The organism is Variovorax sp. GW822-FHT04A09 (assembly GCF_058801005.1).
Window position 1 is genome coordinate 31,289 of the sequence record NZ_JBXAMV010000005.1, and the last position, 18,861, is coordinate 50,149.

Below are 18,861 nucleotides of genomic sequence, written 5' to 3' on the forward strand. Positions count from 1 at the left end.
TATCTCTTCTGAACGAATGAAGATGGGTTTATTGAAAAGAGGCGGGCTGCTGCGGCAGGCGCGCCCTCGACGGCTGGCTGGCAATGCGCACGTCGGCCGCATCGCGCGTGCGCGGGCGTTCGCCGAGCCACGAGACCCAGCCCAGGCGCGGGCCGTTGCCCCGGGCCTGGCCCAGGCGCGTGGGCGGCACCTGTACTTTCTCGAGCACCAGCTGGGCGTCCCATTCGAGGGTGTCGCCGAGCAGCTGCTGCATCCAGCGTTGCAGCACGGGCTGCGCGTCGCCGGTGGGCAGGAACATGCGGTACTGGTCGATCGTGAGCGGCCCCAGGTGCAGGCGCACGCGGTGCTGGCGGTCCCACGCGCGCGTGCCGAGCATCGCGCCCATGCCCATCGCGCGCGAACTCTCGCCCTGCCCCAGCCGCGTGACCTCGTCCGTGGGCACGCGCATCCAGTGGCCGACCCAGCGCTCCAGCTTCACCGGCACGCCGAAGTAGCTGCACAGCACCGACTCCACGCTTTCCGCGTTGTGCACGCGGCGCGCGAGCCAGCCCGAGAAATGCAGGCGCGCGTCGTCATGGATCTCGTCGCGGTCGATGCGCCCCGGCGTGCCGATGCCGACCAGCGCGCCGACCTGCAGGCGGAAGCGGTCTTCGCCGGGCCGGTCGAGCGCCACGGCCGGGCGCGACTGCGCCCAGGCGCGGTAGAAGTGCAGCGAGAAGCGGTGCGAGAAGGTGTCGAGAAAAGCCAGCCAGGTCGGGTCGCCGTGGTTCAGGCTGCGCTCGCGGATGAAGTCGCTCAGGTGCACCGGCAGCGGGCCGTTGGGGCCGATGTAGCCGAAGAAGTGCTGGCGCAGGCGCGGTGGCGAATGCGCGGTGGCCGGCTCGAAGCGGCTGAAGCTGGCGGGCGCGAACGACAGCGAGGGCTCCTGCCCCACGCGCACCGGCTCGGCACTGGGCAGCAAGGCGCGGCCCCAGCGCGGCGTGGTCTTCGCGACGGACTCGATGCGCCGCATCACGGCGAAGTAGTCGAAGTCCCACGGCTGCGCAGACCACCCTCGCAGCGCGTTGTCTACCCGCGTGCTTACAGAATCTGTCGTGTCCCGCACAGCGGCCTCCAGCGCATGGCTTCGCCCTTGCCCGCGATGCGCAGCACGGTCTCGACGAAGTGGTTCACCTCGACATGGCGCGCCAGAAACTGCGCCAGCACGGCGCCGAACAGGAAGGCGCTGTGGCCGTGGAAGGCGTCCTTGTCGACCTCCAGCGTCACCTCGAGCCCGCGCCCGAAGGCGATCGGGCCCGCGAGCGGCAGGCGCCTCGCCACGGGCTTGCTCTTGACCGACAGCAGCCCGCGCACCTGGCCCTGGCGCATCTCGTCGGCATGCACGGCGTAGAGCATGAGCGTCTCGCGCAGCGCGGCGGCGCCCTGCTCCGGCGTGCTGTCGGACAGCGACAGGTAATTGAGCGCCAGGTGGTCGATGACGCGCCAGCCCAGCCCCTGGCTCACCACCGGCGACACCGGCCGCGACGGCCCGCGCACCATGCGCACGCGCTGCACGGGAAAGGAATCGACGCAGTCGAAGTCGTTGTCGCGCCCCAGCGGCATCAGAAGCGGCAGGTCGCGGTTGGTGCACAGCGCGGTCACGGCGAGCTGGCGCAGCGTGGCGGCATAGGGCGCCTGCTGCGGGTCGACGATCTGCATGTAGACCTCGGAGCCGATGTGGCTGCTGCGGTGGCCTTCGGTGCGCTGGCGCACCGAGAGCATGCGCGGCTCGCGCGTGGTCGTGAAGTAGGCCGGGTGGCTGTTGCGGCTGCCGTGGAAGGCCGAGTAGAACGGCCGGAACGGCTGCTCGGCCACCGCGGCGTCGGCCCCCGGCGCGCCGTGGCCGATGACCTCGGTGACGGTGTGCACTTCGAAGTCCTGCGGGCGCGTGCGGTCGGGCACGAGGTGGAACTGGCTCACGCCCTCGGTCACGGGCACGCGGTCGAGCCGCTTGGTGAACAGGTTGACGGCGGGCACGCAGTGCAGCTGCACGTTGTCGGCGCTCACCAGCTTCTCGAGCGCCGCGTCGCCGCGCGAGAACAGCAGCACGATCTCCAGCTCGGTCACCGGCATCGTCGCGAGCAGCGCCTGCAACCCGCCGATGCGCACGAACTGGAAGCGCTGCGGGAACGCGAAGTACTCCTGCAGCAGCCGAAAGCCCGAGAAGCCCGTGGCCGTGACGGGCAGCAGCGCCTCGTCGTCCCCGAAGCCGACCGCGCCGATGGCGCTGCCCGGCAGGCTGCGCACCGCGCCCTGCAAGGCGCCGCCGGCCGTGAGCGGTCGCACCCACACGCCGATGGGCTGGCCCAGCGCGCATTCGTGCAGCTGCCAGGCCACGTCTTCCGCGCCGCCGAAGTGCAGCACCAGGTCGTCGAGCGCGATCTGGCTGAAGTCCAGCCCCGCCGTGGCGCGCAGCGCGATGCGCAGGCCGCCGCGGATGGCGCGCGACTGCGGGTGGGTGTTCAGCGGCAGGTCGGGCGCGTAGGTGAAGTACTGGGCGCGCTGCACCTCGATCGGCCAGATGCGCAGCGCGGCGGCGGTGCGGAACTCGCAGTGCGTGTTCTGCCCCACGGCCTGGCGCGCGCGCAGGCCGGCGCCGCGCGGCAACGTGGGGCCGGCCGCGAGGTTGGCGTCTTCCGGGTCGGGCACGAACGACACCACCGTCATGGCCGGCGTGGGCGCCAGGAAGTGCGGGTAGACGATGTCGAGCAGGTGGCCCGTGAAGCGCGGGTACTCGGCGTCGAGCTTCAGGCCCACGCGCGCCGAAAGGAAAGCCGTGGCCTCGATCAGCCGCTCCACGTACGGGTCGGCGACTTCCTGGCCCTCGATGCCCAGCCGGTGCGCGATCTTCGGGAACGCACGGGCGAACTCCGAGGCGCTTTCGCGGAAGTAGCGCAGCTCCTGCTCGTACAGGCTCAGCAGCCGAGGGTCCATGTGGACTTACCTTGGGTTTTGCGCCATGTCCACGATCTCTATGCGGCCCTCTTCCAGATCGACGCGGCTTCGCATGAGGAACTCGAGCGGTACGGGCTGCGCCCACAGCATGCCGCGGATCTGCAGGCCGATGCTGTTGTGGGACTCCAGGGCCGGGCCTTCCATGACGAGTTCGACTTCGAGTGTGCGGGACAAAATGCGCGGCTCGAACTGCAGGATTGCGTTCTTCAAAGCCTGTTCCATGCTGACACGCTGCACCGACGAGGTGAACTGGCCAGACAGCATAGGCAATCCGTAGTTGATGACGGAGCGCGCGGCATTCGGGTGCTGCTTGTCGTCCATCGAGAGGCCGTGCCCCGTGGCATTGAAGAGCCAGCCGAGGTCGCGCAGCACGGCCTGGCGCAGCGCCTGCTTGGTGAGCGTGCGCTTGTCGTCGCCCTCTCGCTTCTCGTCGGGCGCGTGGTCGACGAGGCGGTCCAGCAGCGAGGGCTGCAGCCGCTCCTGCGCGGTGAGCTCAGCCACCGCCGCTGCTTTCGCCGCCCTCGGCCGCATCAACGGCGGCGGGCGTGAAGAGGATCTCGCGCACGTCCATCAGCGCGTACTCGCCGGCGTCGCTGCCGAGCACGCGCTGGCCGTAGCCGGCCCAGACCTCGGGGCGCAGCTCACGCCACTCGGTCTTGCGCGCCAGGCGCAGCTCGCCGTCCTCCTGTGCCTCGGTGCCTTCGTAGCGCGTGGGAATGAGGGCCAGCGTTTCGCCGCCGTTCTCGAACTGCAGGTGCGCGGGCATCCAGACGCAGTCGCGCAGGTCTTCGGGCGGCTCGATCTTGATGTGCGCCAGGCGCGCGTACGGAATCCAGTAATACTTGCCGTTGACGAAGGCCTCGAGCACCGGGCCCAGGCGCATGTCGGCGTCGGCCAGCCATTCGAAGGGCGCGCCGTCGATGGTGCCGGCGATGGCGGGCGCGCCGTCGAAGGCGCGCTGGCGCAGGTCTTCGGCCAGCCCGCTCTCGCCGCGGCCTTGCCGCAGCAGCGATTCGATGAGCAGTGCCAGCCATTCATCGGGCTGGCCGAAGATCATCGGCGTGCGCGTGCCGGCGAACACGTCGGCGCGCAGGCCTTCGCAGCGCACGGCCTCGCCGTACACCTGCTTCATGGGCACGGCGAGCGCGTCGAGCTCGGCCGCGACGGTGAGCTGGTTGAGTGCGCGCTCCCACTGCCCGAGCACGCACAAGAGCTGCGCCATGAAGACGCGGTGCTTCGGGTCGGAGGGCTTGGCGCGCACGTCGTCGCTCAGGGCCTTGAGGGCGGCCACCGGGTCGGCGGCCTTGAGGAAGTCTGCGGCGGTCGTCGTCATGGTGGGGTGCTCCTGGGGGCGTTCGGAATCAGGTCCGGGTGAACTGGCATTCGCGCACCGCGCCGCGCGCGCCGCTGGTCTTCTGCGGGGCCGACTTGATCTTCACCGTGCGGTAGCTGATGGAGACCAGCTCCGAGGGCACGCCCCAGTGGCCGCCGGAGTTGAGCACCAGCCGGCAGATGCGCGCGTTCTCCAGCGAGATCTCGAAGGTCGCCTGCGCCTCGGGCGACTGCGGATCGCCGCCGGCCTTGTAGGCGCTGATGACGACCTTCAGGTCTTTTTCCTGCGCGCGCAGCAGGCTGGCGAGCGTGGCCGTGGCCGCGTCGCTGCGGCGCGCGACGACCAGGTTGTTGGGAACGACCTGGTTCTGCGCGGACGATTCGGGCACCTGCACCGACCAGTAGTAACCGCCGATGTTCAGGCGCGCCTTGCCGTCGTCGAAGACGCGTTCGAGTTCGCCCTCGACGGGCGAGCCCTTGCTCTCGATCATCATGACCAGGTCGGTCTCGGCCGAGCCGGTGCCGATCAGTTCATAGAACTGCCGTGCGTCTTCGGGGCTCCAGGAGCCGTCTTCGAGAAATGCCATGTCAACCTCCGGATTCGGACAAAGAAAACTGGACCGGGACCACGCGCACCTGCCTCATGGCCGCGCACCACCGTCTGCCGTGCCAGCGCTCCTGCGCAGCAAGGCCGCGAACACCTGGCGCTCGCCGCCGGCGGCCGGTGGCTGGCCGCCGCGCACGCGCACCTCCGACACGTCGGCCTGCGCCGCGGTGGCCACGCCGAACAGGCGCGGCGCGCTGTGGGGCGCGGCCGGCACGGCCATGACGAGCAGCCGCGCCTCGCCGGCCGCGTCGAGCCAGGGCAGGTCGAAGCGCTTGACCGCCGGCTGCTCGGGCGTGCCGCGCTTGAAGCGGTTGGTTTCGCCGGCCCCGTCGGGGTACACCGCCTGCAGTGCGCCGCGCGCGTCGATGCCGGTGATGACGAGGTCGAGCGAACGGCCGCTGGTGTTGCGCACGTTCAGGCGCACGCGCTCCCCTGCACGCAATGCGGGCAGCACGCTCGCGGCCTCGGCGACGGGCACGCTGCGCAGCAGCCGGTCGGCGCTCCAGACTTCGAGCGCCGCATCGAAACCGTCGAGCTGGCCACCCTTGGCATGGGCCTGCAGCTGGGCCAGCCACTTGAGCTGCGCCAGCGCCTGCAGGCGGCGGCGCAGCGCGGCCACGTCGGGCACCACGACGGCGGAGGCGGCGGTGCCGAACACGGGCGCGAGCGCTTCGAGGCGATGGCCGGCGGGGCCGAGGTCGGTCCAGCGCACGTCGGCGTTCGCGGGGTCGTCGGCCAGGCGGATCGCCGCCGGGTAATCGAGGCTCAGGCCGGCGGGCAGCGGCTTGTCGGCGCGCACGCGCAGGGCCGTCGCGGCCGGCTCGGCAATGGGCGTGACGCTCCAGAACGCGCTGCCCGGCAGGTCTTTCAGCGCCGCGGGCACGGCGAGCCAGGCGCCGCCGAGCTTGATCTGCGCGATGGCGGCCGGTGCACGGCGCACGGTGCCGTCGTCGAGCGTGGCGAGCACGCGCACCTCCTGCTGCGGCGCCAGGCCGTCGAGCAGGCCGGCCTTGACGGCCAGGCTGTCGCCGCTGCGCTGCGCGCCCCACACCGGGCGCGTGGACGCGGGCGCGCCGCTGTTGGCGAACAACGGCGCATCGAGGTTGCCCTCGGCCACGGGCGACGGCAGCTCGCGCGTGGGAAAGCGCTGCGCGAGCTCGTCGATGACCGGCGGGTACAGCGCGAGCACGCCGTCGAACAGGTCGCGCCAGGTGGCGGGCTTGCGCGCCAGCGACTCGACCACGGCCCAGGTCAAGAGGCCCTGCGGCCGGGCGCTGCGCGCCTTGCGCGGCAGGCGCAGCTCGGGCGTGATCTGGTGGCTTTCGGACGCGAACAGCGCCACGTAGCGGGCGCGCGGCACGGCGTCGCCGGTCGCTGGCGGGGACAAGGACCGCGCGGGCGATGCACCGCCCGCAAGCTGCGTCGTGCGCAGGCCGCGCCAGCGCACCTCGTCGTCGGCCGGGCCCTCGGCGGTCGCGGGCGCATCGCCCGTGCCGCGCGTCATGGAGTTGGCGGAGCAGGTGTCGAACACCGAGGCGACGAACACGTTCTTCGCGAGGAAGGCCTGGATCCAGGCGTCGAAGTCGACGTCGCGCAGGTCGCCGCTGAGCGCGGCATCGGCGCCGAGCGTGCCGCGCACGTCGCGCGCGAGAAAGTTCTCGGACAGGCCGTCGGGCTCCTGGTAGCGCTTGGCGACGTCGCGCAGGCGCGTGCCATGGCCGGAGAAATACAGCAGCACGAAGTCGCCGCTGGCCGACTGCGCGAGCAGCCGCGCCAGCGCCTCGTGGATGGCCTGCGATTCGGGCAGCGCAGCGCCCGGCACGCCGTCGGCGAGCACGGCGATGTCGGGCGCGGTGAAGCCCTGCTTCAGCAAGGCATCGCGCATGAGCATCACGTCGTTGCGCGGCGCCTGCAGCCACAGGGCCTGCGGCTGGTTGACGAGTTCGGAGACGCCGACGAGCAGCGCGCGCTGCGCGGCCTGCGCGGCGACACCGCCCGCGCCCCACACCACCAGCGCGAGCAGGAACCGCAGGCTGCACGCGCGCAGGTTCATGGCGGCTCCGAAGCCGGTCCGGCCGACGCCACCAACGGCGACGTCGCGAGCACCGACAAAGCACCGACCGGATCGGCCACGCGCAGACGCCACACGCCGTTCGGCCCCGGCCCGCCGACCACTTCGGCCGACATCGTGCGCAGCAGACGATCGGCCTCGTCGATGCGCACGCCCTCGTTCCAGCGCACGACCAGGTTGGCCTGCGCCGCGACCGGCGCCGTGGGCACCGAGCGGAAACGCACGTCGTCGTCTTCCGCGCTGCCGCGCCCGCCGATGAGCCCCACGTTCTGGATCACCGCGAACAGCGCCACGGCCGCAAACGCCGGGCGCGCCCAGCCTTCAGCGCCGAACCAGCGGCGGATGCTGCCCCACCAGCCGTCCTCGGGCCGCGGCAGCGGCCGGGCGGGCGATGGCGGCGGCGCGGCCGCCGGCGCCTCGTCCTGCGGCTGCGCCAGCGCACGGCCGAGTTGCAGGCCGGCATCGCGGTACAGCGCCTGGTAGTCGGTGCGCGGGTCCTGCGGGCCCAGCGGCGTGCCCGAGAGCACCGAGAACGCGCCGGCCACGCCGCGCAGCGCGATGCGCCCGGGCTCGGGCGCGATGTCGGGCGCCGCGTGCGCGGCCCATTCGTCGTGCACCGCGCGGATCGCCGCGAGCCGCGTGGCCGACACCTCGCCGAGCACGCGCGCGGCCAGCTGCGGGCTGGGTTCGAGCGTGAGCACGTTCCAGGCCTGGACCACGCCGAACATCGGCTCGAAGGGCTCGTCGTCGGGCTCCAGCAGCACGTCGAAGGGGCCGGCCCAGTCGGGCTCGCCGGCGGCCATCCAGCCCTGCCAGAGGTCGCCGTGGATGCAGCGGTCGAGCAGCACGCCGAGCAGGCGCCCGTCGTGCACCACGCTCACGAGGCGGCCCGGCGCCCAGCGCGCGGTGAAGGCGCGCCGGGCGACAGCCTCGCGGCGCCGGGCCAATTCGGTCAAAGGGAGCAGCAGGTCCGACGCCACGGGCGTGCCCGCGCCCGCGCTGCCGTGCGGCATCGCGACGGGTGCGGCGTCCGGCGCGGCATCGCCGGGCGGCGCGCCGGTTTCGAACGCATGGCGGATCACGCTGAGCGGGGGCCAGAGGTCGGTGGTCATGGCGTCTGTTCCTGAATGACTATGTCTTCAGACATAAGACGCTTCAGCCCCGAGGATTTTGAAAACCTGCAGGATCGCCGCCATGTTGTCGGCCTCGATCGCGATGCCCAGGGTCTGGCCGATCCAGCTGCCGATGCGGGTCTGCGCATAGCCCGCACCCAGCCCTTCGCGCTTGTGCACGAGGCCCAGCCGGCCGGCGCGGTAGTGGTACGAGGCGATGGCGTGGCGCGAGGCCACGCCCGACAACCCGCCCTCGGCCTCCTGCCCGAAGCCCTCGCACAGCAGGATGCGCTCGGGCTCGGGCAGCCCGGCGATGAAGGCGCGCGCCGCCAGCTGCACGGCCTGCGCGCTGAGGCCGTGCTCGGCCAGGCAGCCGTCGAGGTCTTCGCCGGGGCCGAGTTCGTCTTCGAGCTGGGCCTCGGTGATCTGGTCGCCGATGGACACCTTGCGGCGAAACGAACTGGCGCGCGTGCAGTCGATGAGGTAGCGACGGAAGTACGCGCACAACGCGAAGGCGGTGGAAGGCGCGCTGTGGCCGGCGCGCTCTTCCGACTCGTCGGGGTCGGCGTCGAGCCGCAGCACCTTCACGTAGATGAACTGCGCCACCAGCTCCTGCCGCCCCTCGCCCAGCACCTGCAGCTCGGGCGGGTTGCAGGCCACGAGCGCCTCGCCCACGATGCGGTACATGGTGCCCATGTCGTCCGAGGACAGCGTCTGCCGGCGCCGCCAGAGGCGGACGAGTTCAGAGCTTTCCGCGGACGAGAGGGTTTCCTGCATGAAGGGCCAAGGGGTCGAAAGAAGCGGGATCAGTCGTCGACGCAGACGCCTTCCGTGGGCACGAGGCACTGCGGAAGATTCGCGCCGGCCGGGCCACCGCGCGTGCGGATCGCACCCGACACCGCCGCCTGCGCGACGGCCAGGCCGCGCGGCAGGAGAATCCACAGCTGCCCGCGCTCCTTCATGCGACGTGCGTTGGTCGCGGCCTGCTGGCCGTTGCCGAAGAAATAGTCGGCCCGCACCGCGCCGCGGATGGCGCCGCCGGTGTCCTGCGCGATGGTCAGGCGCTGCATGGGCGCGCCGCTGCCAGGCGTGCGCGTCGACACGAACACCGGGTAGCCCAGCGGCGTGCTGCGCGGATCGACCGCGATCGAGCGGCCGGCCGACAGCGGCACGCCGAAGGCGCCCACCGGGCCGCCCGCGGGCGAGGTCGATTCCTTGAAGAACACGTAGCTCGGGTCCTTGATGCCGGAGCCGGTCACCGCGCCGGCCGTGCGCCGGCCCGGCACCACCACCGCGCCGCTGGCCGTGGGCCGCGCCAGCGTGAAGCCGCGCGTGCGGATCACGCTGTTGTCGATCGCGCCCGTGTCTTCGTCGTCGCCGTCGTCCAGCGTCAGCTCGAGCGAGCCGCCGCGCACCTTGACCGCGCTGCGCGGCTTGCCGTTGGCGGCCTGCGCGATGGTCGGGCGGAAAGGCTGGCCGTTCTGCTCGGCATACGCCACGCGCACGACCTCGCCGCTGGGCAGCTTGATGCGGCCCGAACCCTGGATCTGCATCTCGTACAGCGCGGTGGCGCTGCTCACGAAGGCCAGCACCTTGGCGTTGGGCGCGCCCTTGGTCTCGATCTCTTCGCGCGTGTAGTACGGCAGCAGGCGCTTGCCGTCGATGCGCAGGCGCACCTTGCGGTCGAGCGTGTCGCGGGTGATGGCCGACAGGTCGAGCGCGTACAGGCCCGGTGCGCCCATGTCGCGCGTGCTCAGGCCGCTTTGCACGACCACGTTGCGGCCTTCGACCTTCGCGGCCACCGTGCCGCTGCCGGCCGGGAGCTTGCGCGCATCGACGAACAGCATGTCCTCGGGCTGGCCGTAGACCGGGTAGATGAACGGCGCGACGTAGGTGCGGCTGCCCGCGATCTCGGGCTCGAAGTAGCCGGTGACCACGCCGTCGGGCTTGCGGTCGTCGTCGCGGATCTGGTAGGCCGAGAACTCGCTCTCGAAGAAGCCGCGAATGGCCTGCGTGCTCTTGCCGTCGACCTTCAGCGCGCGCTCGCACACCTCTTTCCATTCGGCGCCGCGACCGTTGAGCACCTTGCAGCTGCCCAGGAAGGCCGGCCAGCTTTCCGAGAAGTCGTCGCGCGCCCAGCCCGGCACGGCGTCGAAGCCGACCGAGGTGTAGGTGGCGAGCTGGGTCGAGAAGGTGCGCGCCTGCCCGGCAACGCTGCCGCCAGTGGGGCGCGCCGGTGCGGTCGCGGGGTCGGCCGTGGTGGGCGCGGTGGTGGCCGTGCCCGTGGCGGTCGGCGGCGTGTTGGCGCAGGCGGCCAACAGCACCAGTGCGACCACGGCGGCCGTTCGGCAAAGGGGAAGCGCGAAGTGCGGCGACGGTGACGTGTGCATGAAAGTCTCCTGGTCGTGGAAAGGGGGCCGAAAGCGGCCGACGCTCTACAGACGATTACTTCTCGACGATTTTGAAATTCGCGACGCCATAGACGTCGTTGCACGGCGGGGCGCCCGGCGCGCAGACCGGTTTGCCCAACAGCGGTGACGGCCCCGTGCCGCGCGTGGCTTCGAGTGCCGCGAGCACCGGCAGCGGGAACTGCGGGAACACGCCTTCGTTCTGCACGCCCGAGGCGCCGAAGTCGCGCTCGTGCTCGCTCACGAGCACCGCGAACTGGTTGGTGCCGGCCGGCCCGCCGGCGTCCATCGGCCAGGAGGCGCGCGGCAGCGCCAGCGCGGCGTTGGCGGTGATCTTGTTGTACTTGTCCAGCAGGTTCGGGAACAGCAGGAACATCTCGCCGCCGCTGGACAGCAGGAACACGTAGACGAAACCGTCGCGCTTGCTGCGCACCTCGAAGGCCAGCTTGTCCTTGCCGATGGCGACCTCGGCCTTCTTCGGTGTGGCCGTGACTTCGAAGCCCGGCGCGGCGCCGGCGGCGAGCGATTGCAGGGATTCGGCAGGCGTGCGCGGCTTCGGAGGGGGCGGAGGTGGCGGCGGTGGTGGGGCCTCGGCGACCTGGGTGGGGGTGTCGGGTGGGGGGGTGGGTGTGGCGGTTTGCGCCGTCTTGCCGGCATCGCCTTCGCTGCCCGAGCGGCCGAGGAACCACCATCCGCCGCCCGCTGCGACGACCAGCACGGCGGCGGCGACTGCGCCGAGGACGGCCTTGTTGCTGCCACCGCCCTTGTTGTTGTTCGCAACAGGTGCCTTGGCGGCGATCGGCTTCGGCATGTGGGCCGTGCCGATCACGGTCGGTGCATCGGCGCCCGACTGACTGCTTCGTGCGCCCGACGGCGGCACGGTGCGCGGCGTGGGCGCGATGCTGTGGCCGACCTCCAAACCCAGCGCCGCACGCAGCTCCGCCATCGACTGCGGCCGCGCTTCGGGCCGAACGCCCAGGCCCGCGTCGATCGCCGCGAGCAGCCGGTCGCTGTAGCGCTGGCGCAGGATGTCGTTGCCGGCCAGCGGCACGTAGCTGTCGGACAGCAGCCGCGCCACCGAGGGCGGCGGCGCGCGGCCGCACACGGCGACGTGCATCACGGCGGCGAGCGCGTAGACGTCGGTCCACGCGCCCTGCGACATGTCGGGCATCTCGGCGTACTGCTCGATGGGGGCGTAGCCGGGCTTGAGGATGACGGTGATCGCCTGCGTCTTGTCGGTGATCACGCGGCGCGCGGCGCCGAAGTCGAGCACCACGGGGCGGCCGGAACCCTCGAGCAGGATGATGTTGTCGGGGGCGATGTCGCGGTGGTAGCAGTGGGCGTTGTGCATCACCGCAAGTGCTTGGGTGACGCCGTCCATGATGCGGGTGAGCCAGGCTTCGTCGACGCCTGCCGGGATGGCTACGAGTGCCTCTCGCAGGGTGTCGCCCTTGTAGAAGGGCATGACCATGTAGGTGGTGCCCTTTTCTTGCCAGAAGCGGTAGACCTTGAGGAGCGAGGGGTGGTCGAACTGGGCGAGGAGGCGGGCTTCGTTGATGAAGCTGCGCATGCCCAGGTCGAAGGTTTCTCGGTGTCTTTCTGACAAGGGGACTACGGTGCCGTCTTGCTGTCTTGTGGACAGCGAGGTGGGGAGGTATTCCTTGATGGCTACTACGCGTTCGAGGGTGTGGTCCCAGGCTTCGTAGACGACGCCGAAGCCGCCCTGGCCTACGACTCGGGTGATTTCGAATTCGGCTAGGCGGCTGCCTACGGGGAGTAGGCCGGCTTCGTGAGTGCCTGTGGCGGGGCTGGTGACGGGGGTGCCTGAGGGTGTGGTGAGGCCGCTGGCTGTGATGACGGTGGCGCCTGTGTCTGTGCTTGCGCCGTCACTTTTTTCTGTGAGGGGCACGGGGCGGGAGACGACTCGGGTGCGGTCGTCTTCCGGGGGAAGGGCGTTGTCGGTCATTGACCTGCTCCTGCTGGGCGAACGCCGTTTTGGGATTGCTTTCCGGGGCCGGGTCTCGGCCCGGCGGCCGACCTACTTTTCTTTGCTTCGCCAAAGAAACGTAGGCAAAAGAAAGGCGACCCTGCTGTCTGCGTCCCTCCGCTTCGCTGCGGGCAACCTGCGGTGCTCACGTTTCGCGGGGTCTCGCAGAACTCGCTTCGCTCAAACAGCTGCGAGCCCTGATCCGCGAAACGCTCCGCTCCTCGGCGCATACAGAAGGGGTTTGGATACCAACGGGCCATCGCTTTGCTCGGCCAGTAGGCTGCAGCAGGCGCTTCGCGCCTGCTGCAGCTCGCATAGGACGTGGCGTTGCACTGGGCAGGGTGCAGGCGCAGACACATGTACGAGTACGAGTACGAGTGCGAGTGCGAGTGCGAGTGCGAGTGCGAGTGCGAGTGCGAGTGCGAGTGCGAGTGCGAGTGCGAGTGCGAGTGCGAGTGCGAGCAAACCCGTGGCATCAGGCTGTTGGAAGTTCCCGGGCCGAGCGAAGCAAAGGCCCGAAGTTCCCCCTCCCCTCTGGCTGCGCCGAGGAGCGGAGCGTTTCGCGGATCAGGGCTCGCAGCTGTTTGAGCGAAGCGAGTTCTGCGAGACCCCGCGAAACGCGAGCACCGCAGGTTGCCCCGTAGCGAAGCGCAGGGGACGCAGACAGTGGGGTCGCCTTTTCTTTGCTTACTTTCTTTTGGCGAAGCAAAAGAAAGTAAGTCCGCCGCCGGGCGGAACTCCCGGCCTCGGGAAGCAAAAGAAAGCAGGGCACTCATTCCCCACCCCCAAGAAACAAAGCCTCGAACTGCAAATCCCGAGGCAACCCCGTAGCCAACATCCGAACCCCACCCTCCACCCCAGGCGTCTCCATCCAAAGCGAGGCCCCAGCCAGTGGCAACTCAAGCGACCGATCATCAGCGGAAGGTTCAGCAGCAACACCCACGAACAACCGACTCAGCACCGCATCAAACCGCAGCGCATCCAAATCACCCTCAAGCCCTTCAAGCACTGCCTGCGTCCCCAACGCCCACCACCGAAGCGCAGCAACAAGCGCCTCTCCATGCAGCGCACCAGGTACGCCTTCATCCAATTCAACGGCGAGAGTGAACGGAAAGTACCGCCCCACCCCATCCACCGAAGGCATCAACACCCCCATCCACCCCCGTTCCCCCACCACCTGCGCCCCCAGCGCAAAGCACCACACGGGCGCCTCCAGGTAATGCGAAGTCCAATCCGCATGCCGATCCCGCAGCCGCGCCAACCCGCGTTGCAACCACGGATCCCACACCGAGCGAAACGCCTCCGGCAACCGCCGATGCGCAAAGTCCCCCATCCCCGGCAGCTTGCCAAACCACCCCGGCAACTCAGAGGAGACGAAGAGAGAAGAAGAAGAGGCCAGACTCACAACCCCTCCGGACAAGAAAACTCCCGCAATTCCTTCAACCGAATCGGATGCTGCACGCTGTTCGTCGTCACCTCGAACCGCGTCTTCCGCGCCCCCACCTGGAACGTGATGAAGAACTTCTCCGGCGCATCCCCCGCTTCGAGTTGCCCGTCATCCAACGTACGGAACAAAGCCCAAGGCCCATCCATCGCCGAACCCGAACTCCCGGTCGTCGACGGCGGACTGACTTGAACGCGCACCTGGTTGCTCCCCTTCGGCCCCGGCCACTGCACCGCCATCGGCACCACCGGCCCGTGCGCGTACTTCACCAGCTGCCCGTCCACGTCGAGGATGAACTGCGTGATGCCCGCGTCCATCTCCACCGGCTTGAAGTCCAGCCGCATCGACGGCCCACGACCGCCGCCGCGGAAGAAGATGTCCTTGATGCGCGCCGCACGCTCGAACTGCGCCAGCGCCTGCGTGGTGATCGCGCCGCGCTCGGCCACGGGCTTGTAGCGCCATGGCCGCGTGCTGGTGTCGACCAGTGCAGCCAGACGCTTCTGGAAGAAGTCGTCCATGAGGCCGCCGGCGCCGAACATCTGGCCGAAGTCTTCGGGCAGCACATCGCGCTTGCTGCTTTGCACGAACGGGTAGCGGCCCGCGATGGCGCGGTTGCAGAACTCGGTCACGGGGCGCAGGTCCTGGCTCAGGTTGCCGCGCTCGGCCACCTGCGCCTGCGCGGCGCCGGTCTGGCTCAGGTTCTCGATCATGCTGCGCACCGGCTCGGGCAGGCGGCCCGCGTCCGACTTGAGCTTGCCGGCCACGTCGCCGGGCGGCGGCGAGGTGCGGCCCTTCACGGCCGTGTCGACGGCGTTGAGGTACACGTACACCTCGTTGAAGAGCTTGAGCGCATCGTCGATCGGCGCGGGCTGGTTCGGGCCGCCCGCGGTGACGAGGCGGCGCAGCGACTCGAAGCGGTCGTCCACGATGCTCTCGATGCGCTTGCCCGGCGCCACCTGCTTGCCGGGGTCGCTGCCGAACAGGTCTTCCAGTCCCTTGCGCGTGTTGCGCACGGTCTCGGTGGCCTTGCTCACGACGTCCTTGTTGGCATCGGCCGCGGGGATCAGCGTGGTCTGCTTGACCACCGCGCGCAGAAAGTTCGCGAGCGGCGAATCGACGCCCGAGAGAATGCGCGCGGTCTCGATGTTCTTCTCCAGGCCGCTGACGCGGATCAGCCGCACGTCGGCCAGCAGCGCCTCCCACTGCTTGACGTACTCCTCGAGGTACAGGCGCCGCACGCGGTCGGTGAGCGCACCCAGCGCCGCGGCGTCGCGCAGGCGTTCGCTGGCGTTGCGGTCCTGCCCCAGCACCCACGGGTCCTCGGCGGCCAGCAGGCCGGTGAGCACCACGACCTCGTTCTGGAAGCGCTTGTGGTACCCGTCATAAGTGAACATGCCCGGCACGCCCTCGCTCAGCGGCTTGCCGCTGATGCGCTCGAACACCAGCGGGCCCGACGGGCCGGTGGCCTGCGCCACGCTGAAGCCCGGGATGTCCTTGGTGGCGCGCTGGCGCTTCAAGCGGCTGAACACGCGCTGCTCCAGCGGGTAGCTCGCGAGCACGGCGCGCACGCTGCGCACCAGGTTCTCGTCCATCTTGAGCGGCGAGCGCGGCGGGCCCTGGGCGATGAGCACGTCGAGCTGGTCCTCGAGCGCCTTGCGCTGGTCTTCGGGAATGCCGCGGTCGAGGTTGCGCGCCCAGTCGAGCGTGATCCAGGCCTTCAGCGCCTCGGGGTCGAAGCGCTCGGGCTGGTAGAGCATGAGGTAGCTCTTGAGCGCTTCGTAGGTGAACTCGAGGTTGTCCTTCTGCGCAGTGCGCAGCTGGTCCTCGATGCGCTTGGCGATCTGCGGCAGGAAGGCGTCGTTGAGCGCGCGCTGGTGCGTGAGCATGGCGGCGGCGTCGAGCTTGTCGCCCTGGTACAGGCCCAGCGTCATCGACAGCGGTTCGTCGCCCTGGCGGTTGTCGGGCGTCTTCCAGATGTCGCGCAAGCCCTGCAGCACGGGCGCGACCTCGACCAGGTTCTGCACGCGCGTGGGCAGCGCGGCCAGGGTTTTCTGCGCGGGCTCGACGCGGGCCTCGACCGACTTCAGGTAGTTGTTGTTCTGCCAGGTGCTGTAGCCCCAGGCCGCGAGCAGGCCGACGGTGAGCAGCGTCATCGCGGCCACGCCCGCCAGGCGCAGCGTGTTGCGGCGGCGCTCCAGCTTCACGTCGGCGCCGGCCAGGCGCTGCTCGGGGAACACCACCTCGCGCAGCAGCGCGGTGAGAAAGTAACTGCGTCCGCTCGACTTCTGCGGCGCGAGCATGGCGCGCTCGATGCCGAAGCTGCGCGCCAGGCTGCCCATCACGCGGTCGATCGGGCTACCCTCTTGCGTGCCGCTGGTGAAGTACACGCCGCGCACCCATGGCGGTTGCGCAAAGCGCGAGCCGGTGAACACCTGTTCGAGCAGGTCGGACAGCAGCGGGCCGACCGAGCCGAACTGCGCCGGAAAGCCGAAGATCGCCGCGCGGCGCGTGCCGTCGGTCTCACGCTGCATGCGCGCGATGAGGCCGTCGTTGATGCGGTTGTGCAGCAGGCCGAACTCGCGGTGGAACGCGGCCGACAGGCCCTTCTCTTCCAGCTGCACGTCCTCGTCCGCCGGCAGCGTGAAGCCGAAGACCTGCGCGCGCTGCTCCTTGCCGAGGTCGTCGAAGTAGTCAGTGAAGCCGTACAGCAGGTCGCTCTTGGTGACGAGCACGTACACCGGCAGGCGCGTGGTGAGCTTGCTGTCGAGCTCGAGCAGCCGCGCGCGGATCGAGGCCGCAAGCTGCGTGCGCGCCTCGGGGCCCTGGCTCAGCAGGTCGCCCACGCTCACGGTGAGGAACACGCCGTTGAGCGGGCGGCGCGGGCGCGCCTTCTTCAGCAGGCCCAGGAAGCCTTCCCAGGCGCTCTTGTCTTCCGACTGGTGGCTGTCCTGCGTGGTGTAGCGCCCGGCCGTGTCGATGAGCACGGCCTCGTCGGTGAACCACCAATCGCAGTTGCGCGTGCCGCCCACGCCGCGGATCGCGCCGGGGCCGAACTTCTCGGCGAGCGGGAACGAGAGGCCCGAGTTGACGAGCGCCGTGGTCTTGCCTGCGCCCGGTGCGCCGATGAAGACGTACCACGGCAGGTCGTACAGGTAGCTGCCGCCTGAGATCGACAGCCAGTCGCGCCAGCCCGGCTTCTTGCCTGCGGCATGCAGGCGCATCTGCTTGAGCGTGGCGACGGCTTCGCTGAAGCGCGTGTCGAGGATCTTCTGTTCGCCGTCGACCGGCGCGCCGCTCTTGGCGGCGGCCGGCGCCTTCATGAGGCCGTCGGTCAGGTGCTGGCTCGCACGGCGCGCGCGCCAGCGGCGGTACAGCGCGCGCAGCACGACGATGAGCACGATGACGCCGATGACGATGGCGCGCGTCATCTCGCCTTCGAGCGGCGCGAGCGAACCGATCTTCACCAGCGGGCCGATCCACCAGATCAGCAGCGCGACGACGATCAGCGCGAGCAGCGTCAGCAGCAGCGGGCTGAACAGGAAGCCGAAGATTTTCTTGATCATTTCGTTGCTCCTGGAACGGGAGCAGCCGGTGCAGCAGCGAGGCGCTCGGGTTCGGTCAGCAGCACGATGTCGACGCGGCGGTTGCGCGCGCGGTTGGCCGGCGTGTCGTTCGCCACCACGGGCTCGGCGTCGGCCTTGCCGTCGGAGCGCATGCGCGCGGGCTCGACCAGCGTGGAGAGCGCGCCCTTCACCGCGTCGGCGCGCGCGGCCGACAGGTGCCAGTTCGACGGGTAGCGCAGCGAGCGGATCGGCTGGTTGTCGGAGTGGCCGGTGATGAGCACCTCGCCCTTCACCTCGGCCAGCGCCTGGCCGATGCGGCGCAGCACCGGCAGCGAGGCCGCCATGGGCTCGGCGCTGCCCGAGCCGAAGAACGAATCGCCGCGCAGCCGCACCACGCTGCGGTCGGCCTCGTCGGTCACGGTGACCAGGCCCTGCTTGATCTCGGGCTCCAGGAAGCGCGCGAGCCGCGGCGACTTGGCCGGCGCGGCGGGCGGTGCGATCTGGATGTTGGGCACGCGCAGGCTCGACACGGCCGCGTAGGTCGTGTCCGAGCGGTGGTTGAGCGTGAGCCGCAGGCCGAACCACGCGAGCGCCAGCAGCAGCGCGAAGCCGGCCGCGAACACCCACAGCGGCAGCGACTCGCGCAGCCGCACCGTGCCCGCGCCCTGCCCGCGCCAGTGCGGCGACAGCTCGGGCTCGACGGGCGGACGGTCTTTCGCGATCAGGTCGGCCAGGCGCTGGCGCACCGAGTCGAGCTGCGCGCGGCCGTTGTCGACCACGCGGTAGCGGCCCTCGAAGCCGAGCGCGAGCACGCTGTAGATCAGCTCCAGCAACTGGCGGTGCGTGGGCACGTCCTGTGCGAGCTTGGCCAGCAGCTGGAACACCTTTTCGCCGCCCCAGGTCTCGTTGTGGAACTGCACCAGCAGGCTCTGCTTGTTCCAGCCGGCCTGCACGCCCCAGGGCGTGTTGGCCACGGCTTCGTCGAGCGCGGTGCACAGCACATAGCGCGCGGCCAGCACCGACTCGTTGCCCACGCCCGCGCGGCGCGCCGCGGCGTCGAACTGGTTCACCGCATCGGCGGTGGACGCGCGCAGCGCCGGCACATTGGGCGGCTGCGCGAGGTTGCGCAGCTTGCCGATCAGCACCAGCAGCTTGCCGGCAGCCGACACCAGCGGATTGAGCAGGCCGATCTCGCCCACCTCGGCCACGGGCGTCGGATCGGCGCCGCCGAAGAACGGCGCGGGTGCAGCGGCCGGCGGCGCGCCGCCCGGCGTGCGCGGCTTGGGCTTGATGACCGTGCGCTCGGACTCGAAGGCGGCAAAGGGGTCGGGAGGGGTGCTCAT

Annotated in this window: 13 protein-coding genes; all 13 read right to left on the reverse strand. The window is 70.3% G+C overall.

Going from position 1 to position 18,861, the window contains the following annotated elements:
• Positions 1 to 28 precede the first annotated feature (28 nt).
• Positions 29 to 1,012 carry a type VI secretion system baseplate subunit TssG gene (gene tssG, locus AC1RLW_RS23600; RefSeq protein ID WP_493195377.1) on the reverse strand — a complete coding sequence of 328 codons (984 nt, stop codon included), beginning with the start codon at positions 1,010 to 1,012 and terminating at the stop codon, positions 29 to 31.
• Positions 1,013 to 1,080: 68 nt separating this feature from the next.
• Positions 1,081 to 2,973, reverse strand: a complete 1,893-nt coding sequence (tssF, locus tag AC1RLW_RS23605; RefSeq protein ID WP_493195378.1) for a type VI secretion system baseplate subunit TssF — start codon at positions 2,971 to 2,973, stop codon at positions 1,081 to 1,083.
• A gap of 6 nt (positions 2,974 to 2,979) precedes the next feature.
• On the reverse strand, positions 2,980 to 3,495 hold the full coding sequence (gene tssE / locus AC1RLW_RS23610; protein ID WP_062481207.1) for a type VI secretion system baseplate subunit TssE: 516 nt from the start codon (positions 3,493 to 3,495) through the stop codon (positions 2,980 to 2,982).
• Entirely contained in the window at positions 3,488 to 4,327 is an 840-nt protein-coding gene (locus tag AC1RLW_RS23615; protein WP_095950931.1) for a type VI secretion system accessory protein TagJ, read from the reverse strand. The genes tssE and AC1RLW_RS23615 overlap by 8 nt, the downstream gene beginning before the upstream one ends.
• A 28-nt stretch (positions 4,328 to 4,355) precedes the next feature.
• On the reverse strand, positions 4,356 to 4,913 hold the full coding sequence (locus AC1RLW_RS23620) for a type VI secretion system tube protein Hcp (RefSeq protein ID WP_159278695.1): 558 nt from the start codon (positions 4,911 to 4,913) through the stop codon (positions 4,356 to 4,358).
• A gap of 54 nt (positions 4,914 to 4,967) precedes the next feature.
• The gene (locus AC1RLW_RS23625; protein WP_493195379.1) at positions 4,968 to 6,986 is read right to left on the reverse strand and encodes a caspase family protein; all 2,019 of its coding nucleotides are present in this window, start codon (positions 6,984 to 6,986) and stop codon (positions 4,968 to 4,970) included.
• Positions 6,983 to 8,116: a hypothetical protein gene (locus tag AC1RLW_RS23630; protein WP_493195380.1), complete on the reverse strand. Its 1,134-nt coding sequence runs from the start codon at positions 8,114 to 8,116 to the stop codon at positions 6,983 to 6,985. Before AC1RLW_RS23630 ends, AC1RLW_RS23625 begins: the two co-directional genes overlap by 4 nt.
• Before the next feature lie 27 nt (positions 8,117 to 8,143).
• Complete coding sequence (locus tag AC1RLW_RS23635; RefSeq protein WP_070063873.1) at positions 8,144 to 8,893, reverse strand: hypothetical protein; 750 nt, start codon at positions 8,891 to 8,893, stop codon at positions 8,144 to 8,146.
• A gap of 29 nt (positions 8,894 to 8,922) precedes the next feature.
• Positions 8,923 to 10,506 (reverse strand): murein transglycosylase A, encoded by a 1,584-nt coding sequence (gene mltA / locus AC1RLW_RS23640; RefSeq protein ID WP_493195381.1) that lies wholly within the window; start codon positions 10,504 to 10,506, stop codon positions 8,923 to 8,925.
• Positions 10,507 to 10,561: 55 nt separating this feature from the next.
• Positions 10,562 to 12,490 carry a protein kinase domain-containing protein gene (locus tag AC1RLW_RS23645; protein WP_493195382.1) on the reverse strand — a complete coding sequence of 643 codons (1,929 nt, stop codon included), beginning with the start codon at positions 12,488 to 12,490 and terminating at the stop codon, positions 10,562 to 10,564.
• Between the two features lie 793 nt (positions 12,491 to 13,283).
• The gene (gene tagF, locus AC1RLW_RS23650) at positions 13,284 to 13,916 is read right to left on the reverse strand and encodes a type VI secretion system-associated protein TagF (RefSeq protein ID WP_493195383.1); all 633 of its coding nucleotides are present in this window, start codon (positions 13,914 to 13,916) and stop codon (positions 13,284 to 13,286) included.
• Complete coding sequence (gene tssM, locus AC1RLW_RS23655; RefSeq protein ID WP_493195384.1) at positions 13,913 to 17,518, reverse strand: type VI secretion system membrane subunit TssM; 3,606 nt, start codon at positions 17,516 to 17,518, stop codon at positions 13,913 to 13,915. The genes tagF and tssM overlap by 4 nt, the downstream gene beginning before the upstream one ends.
• Positions 17,515 to 18,861, reverse strand: a complete 1,347-nt coding sequence (locus AC1RLW_RS23660; RefSeq protein WP_492687355.1) for a DotU family type VI secretion system protein — start codon at positions 18,859 to 18,861, stop codon at positions 17,515 to 17,517. Before AC1RLW_RS23660 ends, tssM begins: the two co-directional genes overlap by 4 nt.

Coding starts and splice junctions, on each gene's coding strand:
- tssG (WP_493195377.1), bottom strand. CDS start 1,012: ATGCGGCGCATCGAGTCCGTCGCGAAGACCACGCCGCGCTGGGGCCGC.
- tssF (WP_493195378.1), bottom strand. CDS start 2,973: ATGGACCCTCGGCTGCTGAGCCTGTACGAGCAGGAGCTGCGCTACTTC.
- AC1RLW_RS23615 (WP_095950931.1), bottom strand. CDS start 4,327: ATGACGACGACCGCCGCAGACTTCCTCAAGGCCGCCGACCCGGTGGCC.
- AC1RLW_RS23620 (WP_159278695.1), bottom strand. CDS start 4,913: ATGGCATTTCTCGAAGACGGCTCCTGGAGCCCCGAAGACGCACGGCAG.
- AC1RLW_RS23625 (WP_493195379.1), bottom strand. CDS start 6,986: ATGAACCTGCGCGCGTGCAGCCTGCGGTTCCTGCTCGCGCTGGTGGTG.
- AC1RLW_RS23630 (WP_493195380.1), bottom strand. CDS start 8,116: ATGACCACCGACCTCTGGCCCCCGCTCAGCGTGATCCGCCATGCGTTC.
- AC1RLW_RS23635 (WP_070063873.1), bottom strand. CDS start 8,893: ATGCAGGAAACCCTCTCGTCCGCGGAAAGCTCTGAACTCGTCCGCCTC.
- mltA (WP_493195381.1), bottom strand. CDS start 10,506: ATGCACACGTCACCGTCGCCGCACTTCGCGCTTCCCCTTTGCCGAACG.
- AC1RLW_RS23645 (WP_493195382.1), bottom strand. CDS start 12,490: ATGACCGACAACGCCCTTCCCCCGGAAGACGACCGCACCCGAGTCGTC.
- tssM (WP_493195384.1), bottom strand. CDS start 17,518: ATGATCAAGAAAATCTTCGGCTTCCTGTTCAGCCCGCTGCTGCTGACG.
- AC1RLW_RS23660 (WP_492687355.1), bottom strand. CDS start 18,861: ATGAGCACCCCTCCCGACCCCTTTGCCGCCTTCGAGTCCGAGCGCACG.